This is a genomic window from Amaricoccus sp. B4 (genome assembly GCF_043226085.1).
Classification (GTDB): domain Bacteria; phylum Pseudomonadota; class Alphaproteobacteria; order Rhodobacterales; family Rhodobacteraceae; genus Amaricoccus.
Genome location: NZ_CP171225.1, coordinates 1809776 through 1831624, shown reverse-complemented (window position 1 = coordinate 1831624; position 21849 = coordinate 1809776). Strand labels below are relative to the sequence as shown.

21 protein-coding genes are annotated in these 21849 nt (G+C 67.5%); 16 read left to right on the top strand and 5 right to left on the bottom strand.

The features are described from left to right. Positions 1 to 33: 33 nt before the first annotated feature. From ACF66B_RS08820 to ACF66B_RS08810, 3 genes are all read right to left on the bottom strand, one after another. Positions 34 to 921: a glycerophosphodiester phosphodiesterase family protein gene (locus tag ACF66B_RS08820; RefSeq protein WP_392664711.1), complete on the bottom strand. Its 888-nt coding sequence runs from the start codon at positions 919 to 921 to the stop codon at positions 34 to 36. After that, positions 902 to 1366, bottom strand: coding sequence for a RidA family protein (locus ACF66B_RS08815; protein WP_111431933.1), 465 nt, complete (start codon positions 1364 to 1366; stop codon positions 902 to 904). The genes ACF66B_RS08820 and ACF66B_RS08815 overlap by 20 nt, the downstream gene beginning before the upstream one ends. A gap of 81 nt (positions 1367 to 1447) precedes the next feature. Continuing rightward, a complete protein-coding gene (locus tag ACF66B_RS08810; RefSeq protein WP_111431932.1) occupies positions 1448 to 2389 on the bottom strand; it encodes a carbon-nitrogen hydrolase family protein in 942 nt (313 codons plus the stop codon). A gap of 193 nt (positions 2390 to 2582) precedes the next feature. On the opposite strand from ACF66B_RS08810, the gene ACF66B_RS08805 reads away from it, so the two are divergent. Beyond that, positions 2583 to 3308, top strand: a complete 726-nt coding sequence (locus tag ACF66B_RS08805) for a VacJ family lipoprotein (protein WP_392664840.1) — start codon at positions 2583 to 2585, stop codon at positions 3306 to 3308. Continuing rightward, positions 3295 to 3918: an ABC transporter substrate-binding protein gene (locus ACF66B_RS08800; RefSeq protein ID WP_162683441.1), complete on the top strand. Its 624-nt coding sequence runs from the start codon at positions 3295 to 3297 to the stop codon at positions 3916 to 3918. The genes ACF66B_RS08805 and ACF66B_RS08800 overlap by 14 nt, the downstream gene beginning before the upstream one ends. Positions 3919 to 3967: 49 nt before the next feature. On the opposite strand, the gene ACF66B_RS08795 is transcribed toward ACF66B_RS08800, so the two are convergent. Then, positions 3968 to 5857 (bottom strand): transglycosylase domain-containing protein, encoded by a 1890-nt coding sequence (locus ACF66B_RS08795; protein ID WP_392664709.1) that lies wholly within the window; start codon positions 5855 to 5857, stop codon positions 3968 to 3970. A 460-nt stretch (positions 5858 to 6317) separates the two neighbouring features. Here ACF66B_RS08795 and ACF66B_RS08790 point away from each other — a divergent pair, with 460 nt between their 5' ends. The 12 genes from ACF66B_RS08790 (at position 6318) to cobC (ending at position 18139) form a co-directional block, all read left to right on the top strand. After that, complete coding sequence (locus ACF66B_RS08790) at positions 6318 to 6656, top strand: P-II family nitrogen regulator (RefSeq protein ID WP_392664706.1); 339 nt, start codon at positions 6318 to 6320, stop codon at positions 6654 to 6656. Between the two features lie 404 nt (positions 6657 to 7060). Next, the gene (locus tag ACF66B_RS08785) at positions 7061 to 7399 is read left to right on the top strand and encodes a P-II family nitrogen regulator (protein ID WP_392664703.1); all 339 of its coding nucleotides are present in this window, start codon (positions 7061 to 7063) and stop codon (positions 7397 to 7399) included. 28 nt (positions 7400 to 7427) lie between these two features. Beyond that, positions 7428 to 8912, top strand: coding sequence for an ammonium transporter (locus tag ACF66B_RS08780; protein WP_392664838.1), 1485 nt, complete (start codon positions 7428 to 7430; stop codon positions 8910 to 8912). 169 nt (positions 8913 to 9081) lie between these two features. Beyond that, positions 9082 to 9420, top strand: a complete 339-nt coding sequence (locus ACF66B_RS08775) for a P-II family nitrogen regulator (protein WP_111431492.1) — start codon at positions 9082 to 9084, stop codon at positions 9418 to 9420. Between the two features lie 34 nt (positions 9421 to 9454). Beyond that, positions 9455 to 10822 carry an ammonium transporter gene (locus ACF66B_RS08770; RefSeq protein WP_111431493.1) on the top strand — a complete coding sequence of 456 codons (1368 nt, stop codon included), beginning with the start codon at positions 9455 to 9457 and terminating at the stop codon, positions 10820 to 10822. Positions 10823 to 10989: 167 nt separating this feature from the next. Further along, positions 10990 to 12789: an adenine deaminase gene (ade, locus tag ACF66B_RS08765; RefSeq protein WP_111431494.1), complete on the top strand. Its 1800-nt coding sequence runs from the start codon at positions 10990 to 10992 to the stop codon at positions 12787 to 12789. 17 nt (positions 12790 to 12806) lie between these two features. Next, positions 12807 to 14297: an AMP nucleosidase gene (locus ACF66B_RS08760; protein ID WP_111431495.1), complete on the top strand. Its 1491-nt coding sequence runs from the start codon at positions 12807 to 12809 to the stop codon at positions 14295 to 14297. Between the two features lie 196 nt (positions 14298 to 14493). Next, positions 14494 to 14784, top strand: a complete 291-nt coding sequence (locus ACF66B_RS08755) for an HU family DNA-binding protein (protein WP_111431496.1) — start codon at positions 14494 to 14496, stop codon at positions 14782 to 14784. Between the two features lie 117 nt (positions 14785 to 14901). Further along, complete coding sequence (locus ACF66B_RS08750) at positions 14902 to 15765, top strand: DMT family transporter (RefSeq protein WP_111431497.1); 864 nt, start codon at positions 14902 to 14904, stop codon at positions 15763 to 15765. Between the two features lie 81 nt (positions 15766 to 15846). Next, a complete protein-coding gene (gene cobT, locus ACF66B_RS08745; RefSeq protein ID WP_111431498.1) occupies positions 15847 to 16866 on the top strand; it encodes a nicotinate-nucleotide--dimethylbenzimidazole phosphoribosyltransferase in 1020 nt (339 codons plus the stop codon). Then, positions 16863 to 17633, top strand: a complete 771-nt coding sequence (cobS, locus tag ACF66B_RS08740; protein WP_111431499.1) for an adenosylcobinamide-GDP ribazoletransferase — start codon at positions 16863 to 16865, stop codon at positions 17631 to 17633. The genes cobT and cobS overlap by 4 nt, the downstream gene beginning before the upstream one ends. Next, positions 17624 to 18139 carry an alpha-ribazole phosphatase family protein gene (gene cobC, locus ACF66B_RS08735; protein ID WP_111431500.1) on the top strand — a complete coding sequence of 172 codons (516 nt, stop codon included), beginning with the start codon at positions 17624 to 17626 and terminating at the stop codon, positions 18137 to 18139. The genes cobS and cobC overlap by 10 nt, the downstream gene beginning before the upstream one ends. A gap of 14 nt (positions 18140 to 18153) precedes the next feature. Here cobC and ACF66B_RS08730 read toward each other — a convergent pair whose 3' ends face one another. After that, positions 18154 to 18666, bottom strand: coding sequence for a hypothetical protein (locus tag ACF66B_RS08730; RefSeq protein ID WP_162683399.1), 513 nt, complete (start codon positions 18664 to 18666; stop codon positions 18154 to 18156). 375 nt (positions 18667 to 19041) lie between these two features. On the opposite strand from ACF66B_RS08730, the gene ACF66B_RS08725 reads away from it, so the two are divergent. Beyond that, complete coding sequence (locus tag ACF66B_RS08725; protein ID WP_111431502.1) at positions 19042 to 20586, top strand: CYTH and CHAD domain-containing protein; 1545 nt, start codon at positions 19042 to 19044, stop codon at positions 20584 to 20586. A 35-nt stretch (positions 20587 to 20621) separates the two neighbouring features. Next, positions 20622 to 21845, top strand: coding sequence for a bifunctional alpha/beta hydrolase/OsmC family protein (locus tag ACF66B_RS08720; RefSeq protein WP_111431503.1), 1224 nt, complete (start codon positions 20622 to 20624; stop codon positions 21843 to 21845). Positions 21846 to 21849 lie beyond the last annotated feature (4 nt).

Genomic DNA, 21849 nt, shown 5'->3' with positions numbered 1-21849 from the left:
CCCGCGCAGTGTTCTCCATGCGCCGGGCTTGCGTCAATGGCCTCTTGGCCCGGCAGGCTGCCGGTGCGGCCGGCGGCGCCAGCCCAGGCCGCCGGGACGCGGGTCGGGAGCCGGCGAGGGAGCGCTCTGGCCGGGCGCGTCCTCCGGCACCTCGGCCAGATAGCCCTCGAAGGTCACGTTGTCGGCGAGCGCCCGCGCGATGCGTTCCTCCCGCGGGCTGCGCACCGTCCAGCAGAGCACGGCGCGACCGGCCGCCTTCGCCGCGAGAACGGCGGGGCTCGAGAGGTCTCGCCACTGGTGGGAGATGAAGGCGGCCCCGAGCGGCTCGAGATCGCGAAGCGCGGCAAGGGCCGCCCGCCGCTCCGCCGGAACCCTGGGCCAGTGCTCCGCGGTGAAGTCGCAGGTGATGAGCCCGCGCGGGATCCGCGGCGCGGCCTCCACGAGGCTTGCGAGCGCGGCGGGGTTGAAGCTCATCACCGCGACGGGGCCGGCATACTCGACGAGCAGCTCCGCGATCCGGTCGCCGAGCGGGCCGACATCGGGCCCGAGCGCGCCGTCCTGATCCTTGATCTCGATGAGAAGCGGCGCCCGCCCGTCCACGAGGGCAAGGATCTCGCCGAGTGTCGGGATGGTCTCGCCGCCGCTGGCCGTGAGCGCGATGCGCCCGAGCGCCTCGGCGCTCCGCTCCCGCACGGCGCCGGTTTCGGCAGTCAGGCGGTCGAGCGTATCGTCGTGAAACACCATCGCCTCGCCGCAGGCGGCGGGCTGGATGTCGATCTCGATACCGTAGCCCGCCTCGATCGCGGCACGGATCGCGCCGCGGCTGTTCTCGATGACGCCGCAGGCGCGGTCATGCAGGCCGCGATGGGCGATGGGGGCGCCGAGAAAGGCGCCCGGAAGATCAGGCGATCTGGAAGACACCTTCCACCTCGACGGCCACCCCGAGCGGGAGCGACACCGAACCGACGGCGGCGCGGGCATGGCGCCCGGCATCGCCGAAGACCTCTACCATGAGATCCGAGGCCCCGTTGATGACCTGCGGATGCTCGGTGAAATCCGGGCTGGAATTCACGAAGCCCGAGAGCTTCACCACACGCTTCACCCGGTCGAGATCGCCGCCGCAGGCCGCCTTGAGCTGCGCGACGAGGGCCAGCGCGCAGGTCCGGGCGGCCTTGGCTCCGGCGGCGCTGTCGAGATCACGGCCGAGCTGTCCGGTGATGAGCCCGCTGTCGTCGCGGCTGATCTGGCCCGAAATGAAGACCATGTCGCCTGCGACCACGAAGGGCACGTAGTTGGCCGCCGGCGCGGGTGCGTCCGGCAGGGAAATTCCGAGCGCTTCGAGGCGCTCTTCGATTTTCGATGTCATATGCTGTTATCCCCGGTAGTCCTGCGCCCGAACATATCTGAGCCGTCGCGCGAGGCAATGGCAAAGGCGGTGCAGGCGGGATCAACCCTCGCTGAAGACGACGGGCGTCTGCGGCGCGCGGTTGACGTGAAGGGTGAACACGTCCGGGCGGGCGTAGTGGCCGCAGGCGTCGAACTTGCGCCGTGAGGCCCGCGCGGCCGCGATGTCGATCTCGCCGAACAGCAGCCCCTTCTCGCGGTGCATCGGCCCGGCCGCGCACCCGCCGAACGGCCGGTAGAGGACCGCATCGCCGGGATTGATCCATTCCCCGGCTTCGGGAAAGAGCGCATCGCGCCAGGGCAGGTCGGCCGGTATGTCGCCGGCTTCGAGGGTCGTGGCATAGCCCGCCACCCAGCATCCGCCCTCCCGAGCGATGTGCTGCATGGTCGCATGCCAGGTCTCGCCGCTGTCCCAGGTCGGCGCGAGATAGATGTCGATCGCCTGGGCATAGAGCGCGTAGCGGGCGAGCGGCATGTAGTTTTCCCAGCAGATCAGCGCGCCGATGCGGCCGACCGCGGTCTCGACAACCCGGAGGGTCGAGCCATCGCCGAACCCCCAGACCATGCGCTCGGGATTGGTGGGCATGAGCTTGCGGTGATTGTTGAGGAGGCGCCCGTCGGCGTCGATGATCGCGACGCTGTTGAAAAGGGTGCTGCCGCTCCGTCCGCTGTCGATTTCCTGATGGCCCATCGCCACGACGACGCCATGCTCCCGCGCGGCCTCCCGCACCGGGGCGAGGTCGTCCCGGGCGAGATCGACGGAGTCGGCTTGCGAGAGCGCGAACAGCTCGTCGGTCTGCCGCATGTCGGCGCCGGGCCGGAGGCGCCAGACATAGGTCGGATAGCCGGGAAGCCAGACTTCGGGAAAGGCCACGAGCCCAGCCCCCTGCGCAGCCGCCTCCGCAATGAGGCTGGCGGCCCGGTCGAGCGAACGCTGTTTGTCGAGATATACGGGTGGTTGCTGGACGATCGCGATCTTTGTCATCGGTTTGTCCCCTTGCCGGAAAAGACACTACCACATCTCGCAAAAACCGGCAAACCGACGCGCCGGCGGCTGGCGGTCGACCGGCAGGTTCGGCCGGATTTGCAATCCCGGTGCGGGCGTCTGATAAACGTCCGGTCGGGGTGCCTGTCGAATCCCGACAGGGGCCAGCAAAGGAGAGACGCACTTGGGTTCAGTGAAACGGTTCTGCCTCGCCCTTCTTGCTCCGGCCGCGCTCGCGGCCTGTGCCGCCTCTCCCGATCCCGAGAGCCTGTCCTTCGATCCGTTCGCCACGGAGAACCGCGCAACGCATGACGCGAACCTGACGATCGACCGCAACGCCTACCGTCCGGCGGCGATCGCCTATGGCAAGGGGGTGCCGGAGCCGCTGCGGCGCGGGGTCAGCAACCTCGAGAATACCTGGGACAGCCCCGGCTATGTGGTGCAATACATGCTTCAGGGCCGCCCGGAGCTCGCGGGCACCGCGATGATGCGCTTCGGGGTCAACACGCTCTTCGGCTTCGGCGGGCTCATCGATCTCGCGAGCGAGCTCGGCATGGACTACCGCGACACCAATGTCGACGAGACGCTCTTCCGCTGGGGCGTGCCGGAGGGCGGCTATCTCGTGGTGCCGTTCGGCGGGCCGGGAACCCAGCGCGACTGGTCCGGCTGGGTGCTCGACTATGCGCTGGATCCGGTGCAGCTCTTCCTGCCGACGGCGGCGGGAACCGCGCTGATCGCGGCCTCGGGGGTCGATCTGCTCAACGACCGCTACGAGCTCGACACCACCCTCGACGAACTCTTCTACCAGTCCGAAGACAGCTATACCGCCACGCGCATCAGCTATCTGCAGAACATGCGGGCCCGCCTGAAGGGCGGTACCGGCCTCGATCTCCTGGAGGATGTCTATGATGACTACTGATCTCGGCACCGGCCTCGCGCGCCGGGGCTTCCTCGCCGCCACCGCGCTGCTCGCGGGCGCCGCCGCCCTGCCGCGGCCGCTCCTCGCGCTCACCGTGCCGCAGGCGCAGGCCTTCGTCGGGTCGATCTCGGGCGAGCTCGACCGGCTGGTGAACTCCGGGCGCAGCGGCAGTCAGCTCTACAGCCAGTTCGAGCAGATCCTTGCCCGCTACGCCGACATGCCGGTGGTGGGCGCGAGCGTGCTCGGGCCGCCCTGGCGGAGCGCCACGTCGGCGCAGAAGAGCGCGTTCATCTCGACCTTCCAGAGCTATCTCGCCCGGAAATACGGCAGGCAGTTCGAGGAATACCGCAATGCGCGGATCCAGGTGACGGGCGGAAAGGACGCGGGCCGGGCCGGGGTGCTCATCAACACGACCGTCGTCCGGCCGGGGCGCGAGAACATCGGGGTCGACTGGCAGATTTCCGACCGCAGCGGTTCGGCCAAGGCGGTCAATCTCATCATCGAGGGGGTTTCGCTGCTCGCGACCGAGCGGGCCGAGATCGGTGCGATCCTCGATTCCCAGGGCGGCAGCATCGACAAGCTCATCGCCGAACTGCGGCGCCGGAGCTGAGAGCGCACAGCGCCGCGCGGGGAGAGCGCTTTCCCCGCGCGGTGCGAACTCAGTTGCTCCGGCCGCCGAAGATCCCGTGGAGCACGTTCTCGAACACGGTCTGCACCGCGTTGCCGACATTCTGCACCACCTGGCCGGGATTGGCATTGGGCAGTGCGACCTGCACCCCGCGCGGTTCGGGCACCCGCATCGGCAGCGGCCGCGGCGGCACGCCGTCGCTCACCCGCGCCATGGTCTCGTGCCAGATCTCGGCGGGAAGGCCGCCGCCGGTGACACCGGTCAGCGGCGTGTTGTTGTCATAGCCCATCCAGACGCCGGTCACATAGTTGCCGGTGAAGCCGATGAACCAGGCGTCGCGCGCAGCCTGGGTGGTGCCGGTCTTGCCTGCGGCTTGCCGGTCGGCGAGTTGCGCGCGCGCGCCGGTGCCCTGATTGACCACCTGGTTCAGCATCCAGACCAGCTCGCCCGCAGCGCGCTCGTCGAGCACGCGCACGGGCTGCGGGCGGCTTCCGGCCATGAGCGGCTTGCCATCGAGCTTGAGGCTGATGTCGGAGATCCCGTAGGGGGTCGAACGGAACCCCTGGTTGAGGATGCCGGCGTAGGCGCCGGTCATCTCCAGGAGCGTCGCCTCCGAGACACCGAGCGCCAGTGCGGGCCCGTCGGCGATCGGGGACGAGATGCCGAGATCCTGCGCCAGCGCCTTCACCCGCGCCCGGCCCGTCGCTTCGGAAACCCGCACCGTCGCGGTATTGACCGAATGGGTGAGGGCATCGGCGAGCGTGATCTCGCCGCGGTAGGCGCGCGAATAGTTCCGCGGCGACCAGGGGCCGGAGCCCGGCACGTTGAGCGTGAGCGGCGCGTCGAGCACCTCGTCGTAGGGATTGGCGCCGGCCTGAAGCGCCGCGGCGAAGACGAAGGTCTTGAAGAGCGAACCGGTCTGGCGCCGGGCCTGGGTCGCGCGGTTGAACTGGCCTTCGGTGCCGCCGAGGTCGCGGCCGCCCACCATCGCGCGCACCGCCCCGTCGGGGGACATGACCACGATCGCGGCCTGGGCCTTGGAGCCGGGCTTCACCTTGTTCTCGAAGATATAGGTGAGCGCATCCTCCGCCGCATGCTGGATGCGTGAATCGAAGGTCGTACGGACGACGATGTCCTCGGTGGTGTTGCGGGTGAGGAACTGCGGGCCGCTCGACATCACCCAGTCGGCGAAATCGCCGCCCGCCTTGTCGGCCGCGGCCTTCGAGAGCACCGCGGGCCGGGCATGAGCCACCGCCGCCTGCTGCGGCGTGAGGTAGCCCTGATCCTCCATGAGGGTGACAATGGTGTCAGCGCGGGTCTGGGCGCGGGCGAGGTTGTTCGTCGGCGCAAAGCGCGAGGGCGCGCGGAGGAGGCCTGCAAGCATTGCCGCCTGGGCCGGATCAACCTGGGCGGCCGTTATGCCGAAGTATCGCTGGGAGGCGGCCTCGAAGCCGGTCGCGCCCGCGCCGAGATAGGCGCGGTTGAGATAGACCGAGAGGATCTCGTTCTTGGAGAACTTGAGCTCTAGGGCGAGGGCGGCGGGAATTTCCTTGAGCTTGCGCGAGAGGGTGCGCTCGTTGTCGAAGAAGACGAGCTTCGCGACCTGCTGCGTGATCGAGGAACCGCCCTGCACCGTGCCGCCGGCGCGGTAGTTGACGAGCGCCGCGCGCGCGAGCCCGCGCAGGTCGAGCCCGAAATGGCTGTAGAAGCGCCGGTCTTCGGTGGCGACGACCGCATGGACCAGATGCGGCGAGACATCCTCGGCGCGGGTGATCCCCTGATGGCTGCCCCGCCAGGCGAAAACATCGCCGTTGTGGTCGAGGAAGGTGACCGAACCGCGGTCGCGCGCGTCGAGCAGACCCTCGAAATCCGGAAGCTGCGTATAATAGTACGCGGTCGAGAGCCCGAGGATGACCGCCAATGCGATCGATCCGCGTATTCCGATCCACCATAAGATGCGGAAAATGCTCGAAAATGCGCCACGAGCCAAACGCTCGGGCAGGCTCAATCGCGTCTTCGCGCGCGGTCTGCGGCGCGACGGGGTCTTTCTGGCTTTTTTGGCCATGCTTTGCGGCCACCTGCTCGTTCTGTTTCGGCCACCTTACGGAACTTGGCCGGGGCATTCCAGTGTATAGAGGGCAGTGCACGGGCCTGAGGGCTTCAACACGTGTACAAATTTTGGTCAGCGTCTGCCGCATTTCCGGTTTTCTGCCTGAGAAACGGGCGAGCGAAATCGAATCTCACCGGCCGCGCAGAAGAACCGTTTTCGTATCAACGTGTTGGGAAAATATGGTTAGCGCGGCACGGATCGTGCTTCTCCACCGGCGATGCTCTTCGGCGCGGGCACGTGACGCAACAATAAACTCAAGTGAGGAAACTCGATGAAACTCATCATAGCCGTCATCAAGCCCTTCAAGCTGGAGGAGGTCCGCGAGGCGCTGACCACCATCGGCGTGCAGGGGCTGATGGTTTCCGAGGTGAAGGGATACGGGCGGCAGTCCGGTCACACGGAGATCTATCGCGGCGCCGAATACGTCGTGAACTTCGTGCCGAAGATCAAGCTCGAGATGGTCGTTTCCGACGCGATCGCGCCGCAGGCGGTCGAGACCCTCTCGACCACGGCGAAGACAGGCAAGATCGGCGACGGGAAGATCTTCGTTCTCGATGTCGAGCAGGCGATGCGGGTCCGCACCGGCGAGACCGGCGAAGAGGCGCTCTGAGCCCGGCGCGGGCTCTGCCAGACGATCCGGATGCGGGACATGATGAGATCCTTCGAGACAGACACGCTTTTGCGCCGCGCGGCGCCGGGCCCGGTGGCCCGGCGCGCAGGGTGCATTGCGGCGCGTTCGTCCCGCCCGTCGTGTTCCGCTCCGCTCCCCGGCCCCGATCTGCTCCGGCAGGCGCGGGCAGGGCTTCCTGTCGCCGCCGGTCTTCTCCGGCTGCGGGGCGTCTGCCGCTTTCGCAGACCATCGTGGAGGCGGCCCGTCTGCCTCCCCGCCCTGATGTCGGCTCCGGGCAGGCCCGTCCGACCTGACGTCCGGCCTGGGCCCAGCCCCCGCCGTACGGGCAACGCGAAGGGTCCGGCGCAAGACACGGCCCGCGCAGGCATAGCGAGAGGAAGAACATGAAACTGATCCTAGCCGTCATCAAGCCCTTCAAGCTGGAGGAGGTCCGCGAGGCGCTGACCACCATCGGCGTGCAGGGGCTGATGGTTTCCGAGGTGAAGGGATACGGGCGGCAGTCCGGGCACACGGAGATCTATCGCGGCGCCGAATACGTCGTGAACTTCGTGCCGAAGATCAAGCTCGAGATGGTCGTCCCGGCCGCGATTGCGCCGCAGGTGATCGAGACCCTCGCGGCCACCGCCCGGACCGGCAAGATCGGCGACGGCAAGATCTTCGTGCTCGATGTCGAGCAGGCATTGCGGGTCCGCACAGGCGAGACCGGGGAAGAGGCGCTCTGAGATGACAGGTTCCGATATGTTGCAGGGAATGCCGCGGACGCGCGCCCTCGCCACCCCCCTCCGGGGACTTGCCTGGGCGCTGCCGGCGCTCGCGCTCTGCGCGTTGCCCGCCGTGGCCCAGGACATGCCCGATCCGGTCGTCGACAAGGGCGACGTCGCCTGGATGACCGTCTCGACCGTCCTCGTCCTCCTGATGACGATCCCCGGGCTCGCGCTCTTCTACGGCGGCCTCGTGCGCGCCAAGAACATGCTTTCCGTGCTGACCCAGGTGTTTGCGATCACCGCGCTCATGGCGGTGATCTGGGTGATCTACGGCTATTCGCTGGCCTTTACCGATGGTGGGCTCCTCGATCCCTGGGTCGGCGGGCTTTCCAAGGCCTTCCTTCGCGGGGTGAACCTCGAGACGCTGTCGGCGACCTTCTCGAACGGCATCTATCTGCCGGAATACACCTACGTCTGCTTCCAGATGACCTTCGCCTGCATCACGCCGGCGCTGATCGTCGGCGCCTTCGCCGAGCGGGTAAAGTTCGGCGCGCTGCTCGTCTTTGTCGTGCTCTGGGCGACCTTCATCTACTTCCCCATGGCGCACATGGTCTGGTGGTGGGGCGGACCGGACACCTTTGCCGCCGCCGCGACCGCGCTGGCCGATGCGACATCTGCCGGCAACCAGGCGGCCATGGACGCCGCCAATGCGGTGCTCGGGGCCAACGGGATGCTCTTCAACTGGGGCGCGCTCGATTTCGCCGGGGGCACGGTCGTCCACATCAATGCCGGGATCGCGGGCTTCGTCGGCTGCCTCGTGATCGGGCCGCGCATCGGCCACCTCAAGGAACCGATGCCGCCGCACTCGCTCACCATGACGATGATCGGCGCCTCGCTGCTCTGGGTCGGCTGGTTCGGCTTCAACGCCGGCTCAAACCTCGAATCGAACGCGGTCACCGCGCTCGCCGTGATCAACACGTTCGTCGCGACCGCTGCCGCGGCGCTCGCCTGGCTTTTCGCCGAATGGTATTTCAAGGGCCATCCGTCGCTGCTGGGTCTCGTCTCGGGCGCGGTTGCGGGCCTCGTCGCGGTGACGCCGGCCTCGGGTTTCGCAGGCCCCATGGGCTCGCTCGTCCTCGGCCTCGTCGTCGGCCCGCTCTGCCTCGTCTTCTGCTCGACGGTGAAGAACGCCTTCAAGTATGACGACAGCCTCGACGTCTTCGGCGTGCACTGCGTCGGCGGCATTGTCGGCGCGATCGCGACCGGCATCCTCGTGAATCCCGCCCTCGGGGGCGCGGGCATCCCGGACTACACGACCGAGCCCGGAACGCTCCTCGTCGCCGACTACGACTTCGTCACGGCCGTCCTCGCCCAGGTCAAGGCGGTGGTCTTCACGCTGCTCTTCTCGGGCATCGGTTCATTCATCCTGTTCAAGCTCGTCGACCTCGTCCTGGGTCTGCGTCCGGCCACGGACGTCGAGCGGCAGGGTCTCGATATCGGGGAGCACGGCGAGCAGGCCTACAACATGTGATCCCCGTCCACCACGGCATCGCGCCGCCGCCCATGCCGCCGGCCCACTCAGGGGACCGGCGGCAACCCAGCGGCAAGGCGATGTCCGCCACTCGCGCCGAGGGACCGGCGCGGACCCCATCAGGAGCGCTGCACCGGTGTGCGGCCTCGACCACGAAGTGAGAGAGCCCATGAAACTAGTGATTGCCGTCATCAAGCCCTTCAAGCTGGAGGAGGTGCGCGAAGCGCTGACCTCCATCGGCGTACAGGGCCTGATGGTTTCAGAGGTCAAGGGATACGGGCGCCAGTCCGGCCATACCGAGATCTATCGCGGCGCCGAGTACGTTGTGAACTTCGTCCCGAAGATAAAGCTCGAACTCGTCGTTCCGGAAACGATCCTCGCCCAGGTGATCGAGACACTCTCGACCACGGCGAAGACCGGCAAGATCGGCGACGGGAAGATCTTCGTTCTCGATGTCGAACAGGCAGTGCGGGTCCGCACCGGCGAGACCGGCCAGGAAGCTCTGTGATCGCCAGAAATACCAGGAAAGGGTAACCAAGCAGATGAACAAGTACTTCAAGTATACCGCGCTGACGGCGATCGCGCTCGCCGCGGCGGCCCAGGCGGGTCACGCGCAGGAGGCCGTCACAGAGGTCGCCGAAGTCATCGCCAGTCCGGAACCGTCCGAATACACCGTCTGGATCCTGAACTCCCTGCTGCTGCTCATCGGCGGCTTCCTCGTGATGTGGATGGCCGCGGGCTTCGCCATGCTCGAGGCCGGCCTCGTGCGGTCGAAGAACGTCACGATGCAGCTCTTCAAGAACATGGCGCTCTTCTCGATCGCCGCGATCCTCTACTACCTGATCGGCTACAACCTGATGTATCCGGGTGATGCCTGGATCGTTCCCGGCTATTTCGGCAACATCCACGTCGCGGTGATGGAGGCCGTCGGTCTCGCCCCCGAGAACGCGGATGCGATCGATTACGCCTCCACCGGCTCCGACTTCTTCTTCCAGGTGATGTTCTGCGCCACCACGGCCTCGATCGTCTCGGGCACGCTGGCCGAGCGCATCAAGCTCTGGCCCTTCCTGTTCTTCATCGTGATCCTGACCGGCCTCATCTACCCGATCGCGGGCTCCTGGAAATGGGGCGGCGGCTTCCTGGATGCCGACTTCGGCTTCCTCGACTTCGCAGGTTCGACGATCGTCCATTCGGTCGGCGGCTGGGCCGCGCTTGCCGGTGCCCTCGTGCTCGGGCCGCGCCTTGGCAAGTATCCCAAGAACGGCGGCGTGCATCCCTATCCGGGCTCGAACCTCGCGCTCGCGACGCTCGGCACGTTCATCCTCTGGCTCGGCTGGTTCGGTTTCAACGGCGCCTCGCAGCTTGCGATGGGCTCGATCGGTGACATGGCCGACGTCAGCCGCATCTTCGTCAACACCAACATGGCTGCCGCCGGCGGCTCGGTTGCGGCGATGGTGATGACCCAGATCCTCTACAAGAAGCCCGACCTCACCATGGCGCTCAACGGCGCGCTGGCCGGTCTTGTCTCGATCACCGCGGAGCCGCTCTATCCGACGCTCGGCATCGCAACCCTGATCGGCATGGTCGGCGGCGTGATCGTGGTCTTCGCGGTGCCGTTCCTCGACCGCATCAAGATCGACGATGTGGTGGGCGCCATCCCGGTCCACCTCTGCTGCGGCATCTGGGGCACGCTCGCCGTCTGCTTCACCAACCCCGACGCGACCTGGATGGGCCAGATCATCTCGATCGTCATCATCGGCGTCTTCGTCTTCGTGGTCTCGCTGGTGCTCTGGCTGATCCTGAAGGCAACCGTCGGTATCCGCGTGAGCGAGCAGTCCGAGATCGACGGGCTCGACCTCGATGAGCTCGGCATGGAGTGCTACCCGGAATTCGTGGCCGCACGCGCCTGAGGTTCCCTCCCGGGCGGAGCCTCGGCTCCATCCGGAAACCTGGCCCGGATCGCAGGATCCGGGCCTTCTTTTTTGCACGGCTGCCACATCGGGGGATCCAGGTGAATTTTTTGCATCGCCTACACGCCAGGGCTTGATTGCCGCCGCCCTCCCGGCACACTTGGCGCATGACAGAGCCCCTCCGCCCCTGGTCCTCCGTGGCCCCCGAGCTTGTCGCCGTCGCCGCCCGGAGGGCGCCCGCCGACATGGTGATCCGAAACTGCCGCTGGGTGAACGTTCACAGCCGCGAGGTGATCCCCGCCACCGATATCGCCATCAAGGCGGGTCGCTTCGCCTATTGCGGCCCCGATGCCGGGCCGATGGTGGGGCCAGAGACCGAGGTGATCGAGGCAGGCGGGAAGTTCCTGGTCCCGGGCCTTTGCGATGCGCACATGCACATCGAATCCGGCATGCTGACGGTCAGCCAGTTCACGCGGGCGGTGATCCCGCACGGCACCACCTCGATGTTCGTCGATCCGCACGAGGTCGCGAATGTGCTCGGGCTCGCCGGCGTGCGGCTGATGCATGACGAAGCGCTGGCGCAGCCCGTCAACGTCTTCGTGCAGATGCCCTCCTGCTGCCCCTCGGCCCCGGGTCTCGAGACACCGGGTGCCGAGATCGGCCCGGAGGATGTCGCCGAGGCCATGGGCTGGCCCAACATCATCGGGCTCGGCGAAATGATGAACTATCCCGGCGTGGTGGCGGGGGACCCGAAGATGCTGGCCGAGATCGCCGCGACGCAAGAGGCGGGCAAGACCGTCGGCGGCCATTACGCAAGCCCCGATCTTACCGATTTTCCGGCCTATGTGGCCGGGGGCCCGGCCGACGATCACGAGGGCACGCGCGAGGAGGATGCCATCGCCCGCGTACGTCAGGGCATGCGCGCGATGCTCCGCCTCGGCTCGGCCTGGTATGACGTGAAGGCGCAGATCACCGCCGTGACCGAAAAGGGTCTTGATCCGCGAAACTTCATACTCTGCACCGACGACTGCCATTCCGGCACGCTGGTCCACGAGGGCCACATGAACCGCGTGGTGCGCCATGCCATCGCCTGTGGGCTCGACCCGCTGATCGCGCTCCAGATGGCAACGCTCAATACAGCCTGCCATTTCGGCCTCGAGCGCGAGCTCGGCTCGATCACCCCGGGCCGCCGCGCGGACTGCATCCTGACCTCCGATCTGGTGACGCTCCCGGTCGAGACGGTCATCGCACGTGGCCGGATCGTTGCGCAGGACGGGCTCTGCCTCGCGCCCGAGCCGGCGTTCCGCTGGCCCGACAATGCGCGCGCGACCGTGAAGATGGGCCGCACGCTGGCGGCCGCCGATTTCGAGATCCCTGCGCCGGAGGGCGCCAACGGCGTGCGCGCCCGCGTGATCGGCGTGGTCGAGAACCAGGCCCCGACGAAGGCGCTTGAGGCCGAGCTGCCGGTGACGGACGGTCGGGTCGAGATGGATCTAGCGCAGGATGTCTGCCAGATCGCCCTTGTCGAGCGCCATCGCGGCACGGGCGGGGTGGTCAATGGCTTCGTCTCGGGCTTCGGCTATGACGTGCCCTGCGCGGTGGCCTCGACCGTGGCCCACGACAGCCACCACATGATCGTCGTCGGCACCAGCCGCGCCGACATGGCGCTGGCGGCGAACCGGCTCGGCGAGGTCGGCGGCGGCGTCACCGTCTGGCGCGAGGGCGAGGAGCTGGCACTGGTGCCGCTGCCGATCGCGGGGCTGATGTCGGATGCGCCCGCCGAGGAGGTCGCGGATGCCGCAGGCCGGATGGTCGCGGCGATGCAGGCCTGCGGCTGCGAGCTCAACAACGCCTACATGCAGCATTCGCTGCTCGCACTCGTTGTCATCCCCGCACTGCGGATTTCCGATCTCGGGATCATCGACGTGACCCGGTTCGAGAAGACCGACCTCTTCATCGCTGACTGATTGCCGGGAGCCGCCAGATGGACAACCGTACGCCGCTCTCCGAGCTCCGGCTCATCACCCCGCCCGCCGAGCCCGCGCTGCTGCTCACCGATGCCGCCGAGGCGGTTGCCGAGCTCAAGCGCCGCTACAAGGCCGCAACCGGCTTTCTGCAGGAGAAGTTCATTGCCGTGATGGCGGGGGCGATGCCCGAAGGGCATTACCGGGCCTATTATCCGGCGGTGGGCATCACCACCAACAGCTTCGCCGCGGTCGACAGCCGGCTCTCCTTCGGCCATGTCGCCGAACCCGGCAGCTACGAGACCACGATCACCCAGCCGGATTTCTTCGAGGGCTATCTCACGCAACAGATCGGCCTCCTGATCCAGAATCACGGCGTGCCGGTGCGGATCGGCATTTCGGACACGCCCATACCGCTGCATTTCGCCATGGACGAGGACGCCTATGTCGAGGGCGCGATCGAGGATGTGCTGCACCGTCCCTTGCGCGACATCTTCGACGTGCCGGACCTCAACACCACCAACGACCAGATCGTCAACGGGCTGACCCAGCCATCACCCGACATGCCGCGGCCGCTCGCGCCGTTCACCGCACAGCGGATCGACTACTCGCTCGCCCGGCTCGCGCATTACACCTCGACGAGCCCGTCCTGGTTCCAGAATCACGTGATGTTCACGAACTACCAGTTCTACATGGACGAGTTCGTGGCCTTCGCGCTGCGCGCGCTCGAGGACCCGCATTCGGGCTACGACGCCTTCGTCGAGCCCGGCAATGTGGTGACCCGCCGTGGCGGACAGCGCGGCGTGCCCTCAGGGCGCCAGCCGCAGATGCCCGCCTATCACCTGATCGGCCCGAACCACTCGGGCATCAGCATGGTCAACATCGGCGTCGGACCATCGAACGCCAAGACCATCACCGACCATGTCGCGGTGCTGCGCCCGCATGTCTGGCTCATGCTCGGCCATTGCGCCGGGCTGCGGAATTCGCAGTCTCTCGGGGATTACGTGCTCGCACATGCCTACATGCGCGAGGATCATGTGCTCGACGACGACCTGCCGCTCTGGGTGCCGATCCCGGCACTCGCCGAGGTGCAGGTCGCGCTCGAACAGGCGGTGGCGCAGGTGACGGGCCTCGTCGATTACGGCCTGAAGAAGATCATGCGCACCGGCACTGTGGCGACGATCGACAACCGCAACTGGGAGCTTCGCGACCAGTCGGGCCCGGTCCAGCGCCTGAGCCAGGCGCGCGCCGTCGCTCTCGACATGGAAAGCGCGACGATCGCCGCCAACGGATTCCGCTTCCGGGTGCCCTATGGCACGCTGCTCTGTGTCTCCGACAAGCCGCTTCATGGCGAACTGAAACTTCCGGGCATGGCGACGAGTTTCTACAAGCGCCAGGTTGCCCAGCATCTGCAGATCGGCGTGCTCGCGCTCGAAAGTCTTCGTGACATGCCTTTGGAAAAGCTGCATTCCCGCAAGTTGCGCAGCTTCGACGAAACGGCGTTCTTGTGACATCGCCATGACGCGCGCGGCGAAACGGCTGGCACATTTCTGCAGCATTCCTGCCACGACTGCACGAAAACCCGTTGAAAACAGGCAGTCAATGCAATCTTAGATTGAGTTTTCTGAAATCGGGAGGTTAGGCTTTGCCACAGGCCGTATTTCCGGCGCATTGCACCCCAGTTCCGGATCCAAGAGGGAGACACAGATGACCCAGAAACCCATGACCAAGACCCAGCTCATCGCGGCCATCGCGGAAGAGGCGGCGCTCGACAAGGCAACCGCCAACCGCACCCTCGAGGCCCTGACCAACATCGTGACCAAGGAAATGGCTGCCGGTGGCGCGGTGACGCTTCCCGGTCTCGGCAAGTTTGCCTGCCGCGCGCGCCCCGAGCGCACCGTGCGCAATCCCTCGACCGGCGAGCAGATCCAGAAGCCTGCCGATCGCGTCGCCAAGGTGACCATCGCCAAACAGCTCAAGGACGTCATCAACGCCTGAGCTCCGGGCCTCGCGCGCGGGGCCGGCAGACGGCCGTCTCGACAAGGCGGCCAACCCCCGTCATACCGATCCGAGCCGCGCCCCTTGCGCGGCTTGTCCGTTTGAGGGGGGACCGAGATGAACTGGCGCGCGCTCATGCTGGGATTGCTCTTCGCTGCCGCGTGGAGCTCCGCCTTCACCTCGGCACGCATTGTCGTGGCCGACGCGCCGCCCTTCCTCGCGCTTACCGTCCGCTTCCTGATCTCGGGCCTGATCGCGCTCGGCATCGGTTTCGCGCTCGGCCAGCGCATCCGGCTCGACCGCCGCGCCTGGCAGGGGGTCATCCTCTTCGGTCTTTGCCAGAACGCGCTTTATCTCGGCCTCAATTTCGAGGGCATGCGCACGGTGGAGGCAAGCCTTGCCTCTGTGATTGCGAGCATGCTGCCGCTCATCGTTGCCGCGCTCGGCCGGATCACCGGCGAGCGGCTGGCGCCGAGGGCGCTCGCGGGCCTTGCCGCGGGCTTCGCGGGCGTGCTCATCATCATGGCCTCGCGGATCGGGCAGGGGGCCGACCCGTTCGGCATGGCGCTCTGCCTCATCGGCGTCTTCTCGCTCTCGGTCGCGACACTGCTCGTGCGCGGAGTGTCGGGCGGCGGCAATCTCTGGATCGTCGTTGGCCTCCAGATGCTTGTGGGCAGCGCAGCCCTGCTGCCGGTCTCGCTCGTGCTCGAGACGTGGCATGTGAACTGGACGCTGCCGATGGTCACCGCGTTCATCTACACGACCCTCATTCCCGGCGTCGGGGCGACGATGATCTGGTTCGTGCTGGTGGGCATGATCGGTGCGACCCGGGCTGCGACCTTCCACTTCCTCAACCCGTTCCTCGGTGTTGCGACAGCCGCGCTCATCCTCGGCGAGCGGGTGGGGCTCCGCGATGTCATCGGCGTTGTCATCATCATGGCGGGGATTCTCGCCGTGCAGACCGCGCGACAGAAGGGCTGATCCGGCCTGACGGAAACCCTCTGGCATTCCCCGCGCGCCGGAGGCAATAACGACCTCGACGCGAGACGGCAGGAGACAGCAATGGACCGGCAGATCGGCGACACCGCGCTTGGCGAGGAGATTCGCCGCGCGATCGACAGCAAGACCAAGCCTCTGGGCGCGCTCGGCCAGGTCGAAGCGCTCGCCGAACAGGTCGCCCGGCTTCAGCGCAGCGTCCGGCCGCGGCTCGAGAGCTGCGAGCTCACGATCTTCGCCGCCGATCATGGCATCGCCGCAGCGGGCGTTTCGGCCTATCCGCAGGAAGTCACACGCCAGATGGTGCTGAATTTCCTCGCCGGGGGGGCTGCGTCCAACGTCTTTGCCCGCAGCTTCGACATTGCGGTCCGCGTGGTGGATGCCGGCGTCGCCGGCGCGCCACTCGAGGACACTCGCCTGCTGTCGCGGCGCATTGGCGCGGGCACCGCAAGCTTCCGGGACGGCCCCGCCATGTCCGCCGCGGAGGTCACCCGCGCCCTGGCGGAGGGTCGGGCGCTCGGGGCGGGCGCCCCTCATGTCGCCGCAGCCTTCGGCGAGATGGGAATCGGCAACACCGCCTCCGCAGCAATGCTTGCCCACAAGATCGCGGGCCTGCCGCTTGCGGATCTCACCGGTCGCGGCACCGGGCTCGACGATGCCGGGCTTGCCCGCAAACGCGAGATCCTCAAGACCGCTGCGCGCCGCACGCCAGAGCGCCTCGCCCCGAAGGTCGCGCTAGCCGAGTATGGCGGGTTCGAGATCGCGATGATGGCCGGCGCGATTCTGGGCGCGGCCGGTGCGGGCCGTATCGTGCTCGTCGATGGCTTCATCGCCTCCGCGGCCGCCCTCGTTGCCGAGGCGCTCGAGCCCTCGGCCCGGGCGGCCTTCGTCTTTGCCCATGTCTCTGCCGAACGCGGCCACCAGGCGCTGCTGCGCTGGATGGGAGCCGAACCCCTGCTCTCGCTCAACATGCGCCTCGGGGAGGGCACCGGTGCGCTGCTCGCCTGGCCGATCGTCAAGGCGGCGGTCGCGATGCTCAACGAGATGGCGAGCTTCGAGAGCGCCGGGGTGAGCGGCCCCGCATGAGGGCGCGCCTCGCCGAGGAGGGGGCGATCTTTCTCCTCGCGGTCCAGTTCCTGACCCGCCTGCCGGTGCGCTCCACACGCCTCTACAGTCCGGCGCGCCTCGCCGCGACACCGCGCTGGCACCCGGCCGTCGGCCTCATTGTCGGCGCAATCACGGGCCTTGTCTTCGTTGCCGCCGCGCACGTCTTTCCGCCCGCGCTCGCGGCCCTGCTCTCGACGGCCGCCGGGCTCATGACCACCGGCTGTTTCCACGAAGACGGCTTTGCCGATGCCTGCGACGGGCTCGGCGGCGGCGCGACGCGCGAACGCGCGCTCGAGATCATGCGCGACAGCCGCCTCGGCACATACGGTGCGGCGGGCCTCGGCCTGATGCTCGGCGGCAAGATCCTCGCGCTTGCCGCGCTTCCCGTTGGGCTCGTCCCATGGGTGCTTCTCGCCGCTCATGCCGCGAGCCGGGCCTCGAGCGTGCTTGTCATGGCGACCAGCCGCTACCAACGCGATCACGGCACCGGCAAGCCGGTCGCAGACGGCATTACGGGCGGCAGCCTCGCGGTTGCGCTTGCAACCGGCATTGCGGGGCTCGCGCTCCTCATTCCAGCCGCCGGGCTGCTCCCGACGCTGGGGGCGGCGGCCGGTCTCGCGCTGGGGCATCTGCTCATGCGGAGCCGCTTCGAGCGCCGCCTCGGCGGCTACACCGGCGATTGCCTCGGCGCGGTGCAGCAGGCGAGCGAGATCGGCTGCTACCTTGGGGTGCTGGCATGTCTCTGACCCTGCTGCGCCACACCCGCCCGGATATTGCCGACGGCATCTGCTACGGCCGCAGCGATCTTGCGCTCGCCGCCTGTTTCGAGGCCAGCGCCGCCGCTGCGCTCGCGGGCCTGCCGCAGGTCGGTGAAGTGGTCTCGAGTCCGCTTTCCCGATGCCTGCGCCTTGCCGAGCGCATCGCCGAGACCCGCCGCCTGCCACTCTGCATCGAGCCGCGGATCGTCGAGATGGATTTCGGCTCCTGGGAGGGGCGGCCCTGGGCGGAGATCCCGCGCGCCGAACTCGACGCCTGGGCGGCGGATTTCGAGGCGGCGCGGCCCCATGGCGGCGAAAGCCCGGCGATGCTGGCGGCGCGTGTGTCGGAGGCCCTCGAGGAAACCGGTCCGGGTCCGGTCCTCTGGGTCACCCATGCGGGTGTCGTGCGCGCGGCCTGCGCGCTGGCCGGCGCGCGGGAGGGCTGGGAGACGCGGCTCCCGTTCGGGGCCTTCCTGACGCTCGAGCGCGCCTGAAACGGCGTGCCGGTCTAGCGCCAGAGCAGCCCTGTTTTCGGATCCTTGCCCCAGGGCCCGACCACGACGTTCTGGGTCTCGAGCTCCTTGCGCGCAGTGCTGCTGCCCGACCGTGCGCGGTCGATGAGGATGCGGCTGTCGTCGGAGCTGCTTTCGGCCGCACTCGCGATCACGTCGCGCATCGGCATGAAGCCATAGGCCTGTTCGGTCATGTCCGCGGCGTCATAGGTCATCTGACCGAGCCCGACATAGTGCCGGATCGCGCCGGCGCGGCGCAGGCGCGCCTCGAAGAAGGCGCAGGCGATGAGGCATTCATCGGCCAGGGCCCGGATCATGTCGCGCGACGCGCGCGCGTCCATCGCCTCTGTGATCCTGACGGTGAGCAGATCCACCCGGATTGTCTCGCCCATGAAGCGGGCGAAAGTGATCGAGAGATAGGCCTCGAGGTTCTCGGTGAGCGGAACCCCGGCCTTTTCCATGCCGGTCTTCACGAAATCGGAAGCGATGGCGAGTTGAGATGGGTTCATATGCGATCCTGTCGTCGTTAGCGTCCCCCGCGGAAGGCAGGCGTTTCCGCCTTCCGTCCTGTTCTGAGCTTGCCCTCGACGCGACCGTTCATGTCACCTCATCCAGACGTTTCCCCGTGATCCATGCTGCCAGAGTTCTTGCTCATTTTTCCTTAACGCCGCCCGGCGCGAACGAAGCCGCGCGCCGGAGGAGACCGGTGCAACATGGATGTCGTTTGTTCGTGGCTGCAGCCGATGGCTGACGGGGGCGGAAATCTACCTTGCACCCCCGTAGAAAAGCCGTATAAGTAGCTCGCTCCACATCGATATGCTAACACGAAGCGCCCCGGCGACCAAGACTGTCGTGGCGGTGTGAAAGAACGGAGCGTCCCCCAATTGGTTGAAACCGAACTGAAGATCCTGATGGATGCAGACCAGGAAGCGCGCGTCCGGCGCCATTCCGGCCTCGCACGGCTGAGGGTCGGCAATCGCCGCAACCAATCGCTCGTCTCCGTCTATTACGATACCAGTGATCATGCCCTCTCGGCGGAAGGCATCGCGCTCCGCCTGCGCAAGGTGGGGCGTTCCTGGGTCCAGACGGTCAAGTTCGGCAAGGGCGGAGGCAATGGCCTGTTCTCCCGCGGCGAGGTGGAGATACCCGCCCCAGGCGGCCGGCTCGTGCTCGATGGGCCGGATCCGGAGGGCATGTTTGCCGAGATCGCCCGCATCGTCGGCGGCGCGGCGCTTTCGCCGGTCTTCGAGACCCGGATCCGCCGCATCACCGACCATCTGAAGCTCGCCGACGGCAGCGAGGTCGAGCTTGCCCTCGACCATGGCGAAGTCGTGGCCGGGGAGGAAAGCCGCGCGATCCACGAGGCCGAGATCGAGCTCGTCTCGGGCGAGGTGACCGCGGTCTACGATGTGGCGCAGATGCTCTTCGAGGCCGGCCCGGTGCGCTTTGCCCCTGACAGCAAGGCCGCCCGCGGCTATCGGCTTGCCCGCGGCCAGAGCGAGAGCGGTCCCGCCCCCCGCAACGCCGGCACGCTCGACTTCGATGGCAACGCCACGGTCGAGAGCGTCGCCCGCGATGTCTTCCGCGACTGTTTCGCCCAGATCGCCACCAACATGCAGGTGGTGGCCGAAACCGATCTGATCGAGGGGCCGCACCAGCTCCGCGTCGGCCTGCGGCGAATCCGCACCGCCTTTTCCGTCTTCAGCGAGGCGCTCGGGAGGGATACATTCACCGCGCTGTCGGACAGGGCGCGCGATCTCGGCCAGGTGGTGGGTTCGCTCCGCGACATCGACGTCCTTATCGACGAGCTCGTCGCCGACCGGTCCGAGGGGCTCGACGAGGCCGCGCGCAGTGCGCTGGTCTCTGCGCTCGAGACGCGGCGCAGGATGGTGCGCAAGGAGGTGCGGGCAGCCCTTGTCACACCGGAAAGCATCGCCTTCCTCTTCGATCTCGGCCGGCTCATCGAGGGCCGAGGCTGGCTCGTGCCCTCCGACTATTCCCAGACCGCGCGCCTTGCCCAACCTGTCTCGGAGCTGGCGCCGAAGCTCCTGGACAAGCGCTACACCAAGGTGATGAAGAAGGGCCGCAAGATCCGCAAGCTCGAGGCCGAGGAGCTGCACGAGCTGCGAAAGGAGCTCAAGAAGCTCCGCTACACCGCGGATGTGCTCGACTCGATCTATCCGGGCAAGAAGGTGAAATCCTACATCAAGGCACTGAAGGCGCTGCAGGATCAGTTCGGCAGCCTCAACGATGCCGCGATGGCGGAGGAATACTTCACCGCGCCCGAAGCGCCGGGCCGCAAGGATGCGGCGGCGCAGCGCGCAGTCGGCTGGATTCTCGGCGCGCTCCACATCCAGATTGGCGACGACCGGCCCAACCTCTACGATTGCTGGGACAGTTTCGCAAAGGAGCAGCCCTTCTGGAGCTGATATCCGCAGGCGGAAAGCCAGGGGAGGGCGGGCCGATGACGGAGTTCACCGAGACGCTGGAGTTTTCCGGCGCGGAAGGGCGCCCCGTCATGGCGCGGCTCGATCTGCCGGCGGGTCCGCCGCGGGCCATCGCGATCTTCGCCCATTGCTTCGCCTGCGCGGCAGACACGATCGCAACGGCGCGCATTTCCCGCGCGATGGCGGAGCGCGGCATCGCCGTGCTACGCTTCGACTTCACCGGCCTCAGCCATGACGACTTTCCGGGCCACGCCTTTTCTGCCACCGTTGCCGACATCACGGCCGCAGCGCGAGCGCTCGCGGCGCAGGGCCGCGCACCTTCGATTCTCGTCGGCCATTCCCTCGGCGGGTCGGCCGTGCTGGCTGCGGCCGGTGACATTCCCGGCATCCGCGCCGTCGCGACGATCAATGCGCCCGCCGATGCCGCCCATGTCTCCCGTGTCGTCACCGGCCTCGGCGCGGAGACGGGGGCGGATGGCGCGCGTGAGCTGCGTCTCGCCGGGCATTCCGTCACCATCCACCCGGACTTCCTCGAGGATCTCGCCGCCGCTCGGCTCGAGGCGCGCATCGCCGCACTCCGCGTGCCGCTTCTCGTTCTGCACGCGCCGCGGGATGCGGTGGTGGGGATCGACAATGCGGCGGCGATCTTTGGCGCGGCGAAGCACCCGAAGAGCTTCATCTCGCTCGACGATGCCGATCACATGCTGAGCCGGGCCGAGGATGCCGATTATGCCGCGGGCGTGCTTGCCGCCTGGGCCGCGCGCTACGTGCCCATCCCGGAAGCCACCAGACCGGGAAATCTCGTGCATGTCACCGAGACGGGCCGCGGGCGTTACCAGCAACTCGTCGAGGTGCACGGCCACAGCCTGCTCGCCGACGAGCCCGCCGCGGTCGGGGGAGAGGGCTCCGGGCCGAACCCCTATGATTTCCTTGCCATCGCGCTCGGAACATGCACGGCGATGACCCTGCGCATGTATGCCGAGAAGAAGAAGCTTGCGCTTGGACGGGTGAGTGTTGCCGTCGACCATGCCAAGGTTCATGCCGAGGATTGCGCCGATTGCGAAGGGCGTTCCGGGCGGATCGATCGGTTCGAGCGCGTGCTGACAGTCGAGGTCGCGCTCGATGCCGCCCTCGCCGAAAAGCTGGTGGAGATCGCCGGGAAATGCCCGGTCCACCGGACATTGGAACAATCCTCCGTGGTCGTCACCCGGCTTGCGGAGACGCCGCCGGAGGAGAGCTGAGCGC

Coding starts and splice junctions, on each gene's coding strand:
- ACF66B_RS08815 (WP_111431933.1), bottom strand. CDS start 1,366: ATGACATCGAAAATCGAAGAGCGCCTCGAAGCGCTCGGAATTTCCCTG.
- ACF66B_RS08810 (WP_111431932.1), bottom strand. CDS start 2,389: ATGACAAAGATCGCGATCGTCCAGCAACCACCCGTATATCTCGACAAA.
- ACF66B_RS08800 (WP_162683441.1), top strand. CDS start 3,295: ATGATGACTACTGATCTCGGCACCGGCCTCGCGCGCCGGGGCTTCCTC.
- ACF66B_RS08790 (WP_392664706.1), top strand. CDS start 6,318: ATGAAACTCATCATAGCCGTCATCAAGCCCTTCAAGCTGGAGGAGGTC.
- ACF66B_RS08785 (WP_392664703.1), top strand. CDS start 7,061: ATGAAACTGATCCTAGCCGTCATCAAGCCCTTCAAGCTGGAGGAGGTC.
- ACF66B_RS08780 (WP_392664838.1), top strand. CDS start 7,428: ATGCCGCGGACGCGCGCCCTCGCCACCCCCCTCCGGGGACTTGCCTGG.
- ACF66B_RS08775 (WP_111431492.1), top strand. CDS start 9,082: ATGAAACTAGTGATTGCCGTCATCAAGCCCTTCAAGCTGGAGGAGGTG.
- ACF66B_RS08770 (WP_111431493.1), top strand. CDS start 9,455: ATGAACAAGTACTTCAAGTATACCGCGCTGACGGCGATCGCGCTCGCC.
- ade (WP_111431494.1), top strand. CDS start 10,990: ATGACAGAGCCCCTCCGCCCCTGGTCCTCCGTGGCCCCCGAGCTTGTC.
- ACF66B_RS08760 (WP_111431495.1), top strand. CDS start 12,807: ATGGACAACCGTACGCCGCTCTCCGAGCTCCGGCTCATCACCCCGCCC.
- ACF66B_RS08755 (WP_111431496.1), top strand. CDS start 14,494: ATGACCCAGAAACCCATGACCAAGACCCAGCTCATCGCGGCCATCGCG.
- ACF66B_RS08750 (WP_111431497.1), top strand. CDS start 14,902: ATGAACTGGCGCGCGCTCATGCTGGGATTGCTCTTCGCTGCCGCGTGG.
- cobT (WP_111431498.1), top strand. CDS start 15,847: ATGGACCGGCAGATCGGCGACACCGCGCTTGGCGAGGAGATTCGCCGC.
- cobS (WP_111431499.1), top strand. CDS start 16,863: ATGAGGGCGCGCCTCGCCGAGGAGGGGGCGATCTTTCTCCTCGCGGTC.
- cobC (WP_111431500.1), top strand. CDS start 17,624: ATGTCTCTGACCCTGCTGCGCCACACCCGCCCGGATATTGCCGACGGC.
- ACF66B_RS08730 (WP_162683399.1), bottom strand. CDS start 18,666: ATGAACCCATCTCAACTCGCCATCGCTTCCGATTTCGTGAAGACCGGC.
- ACF66B_RS08720 (WP_111431503.1), top strand. CDS start 20,622: ATGACGGAGTTCACCGAGACGCTGGAGTTTTCCGGCGCGGAAGGGCGC.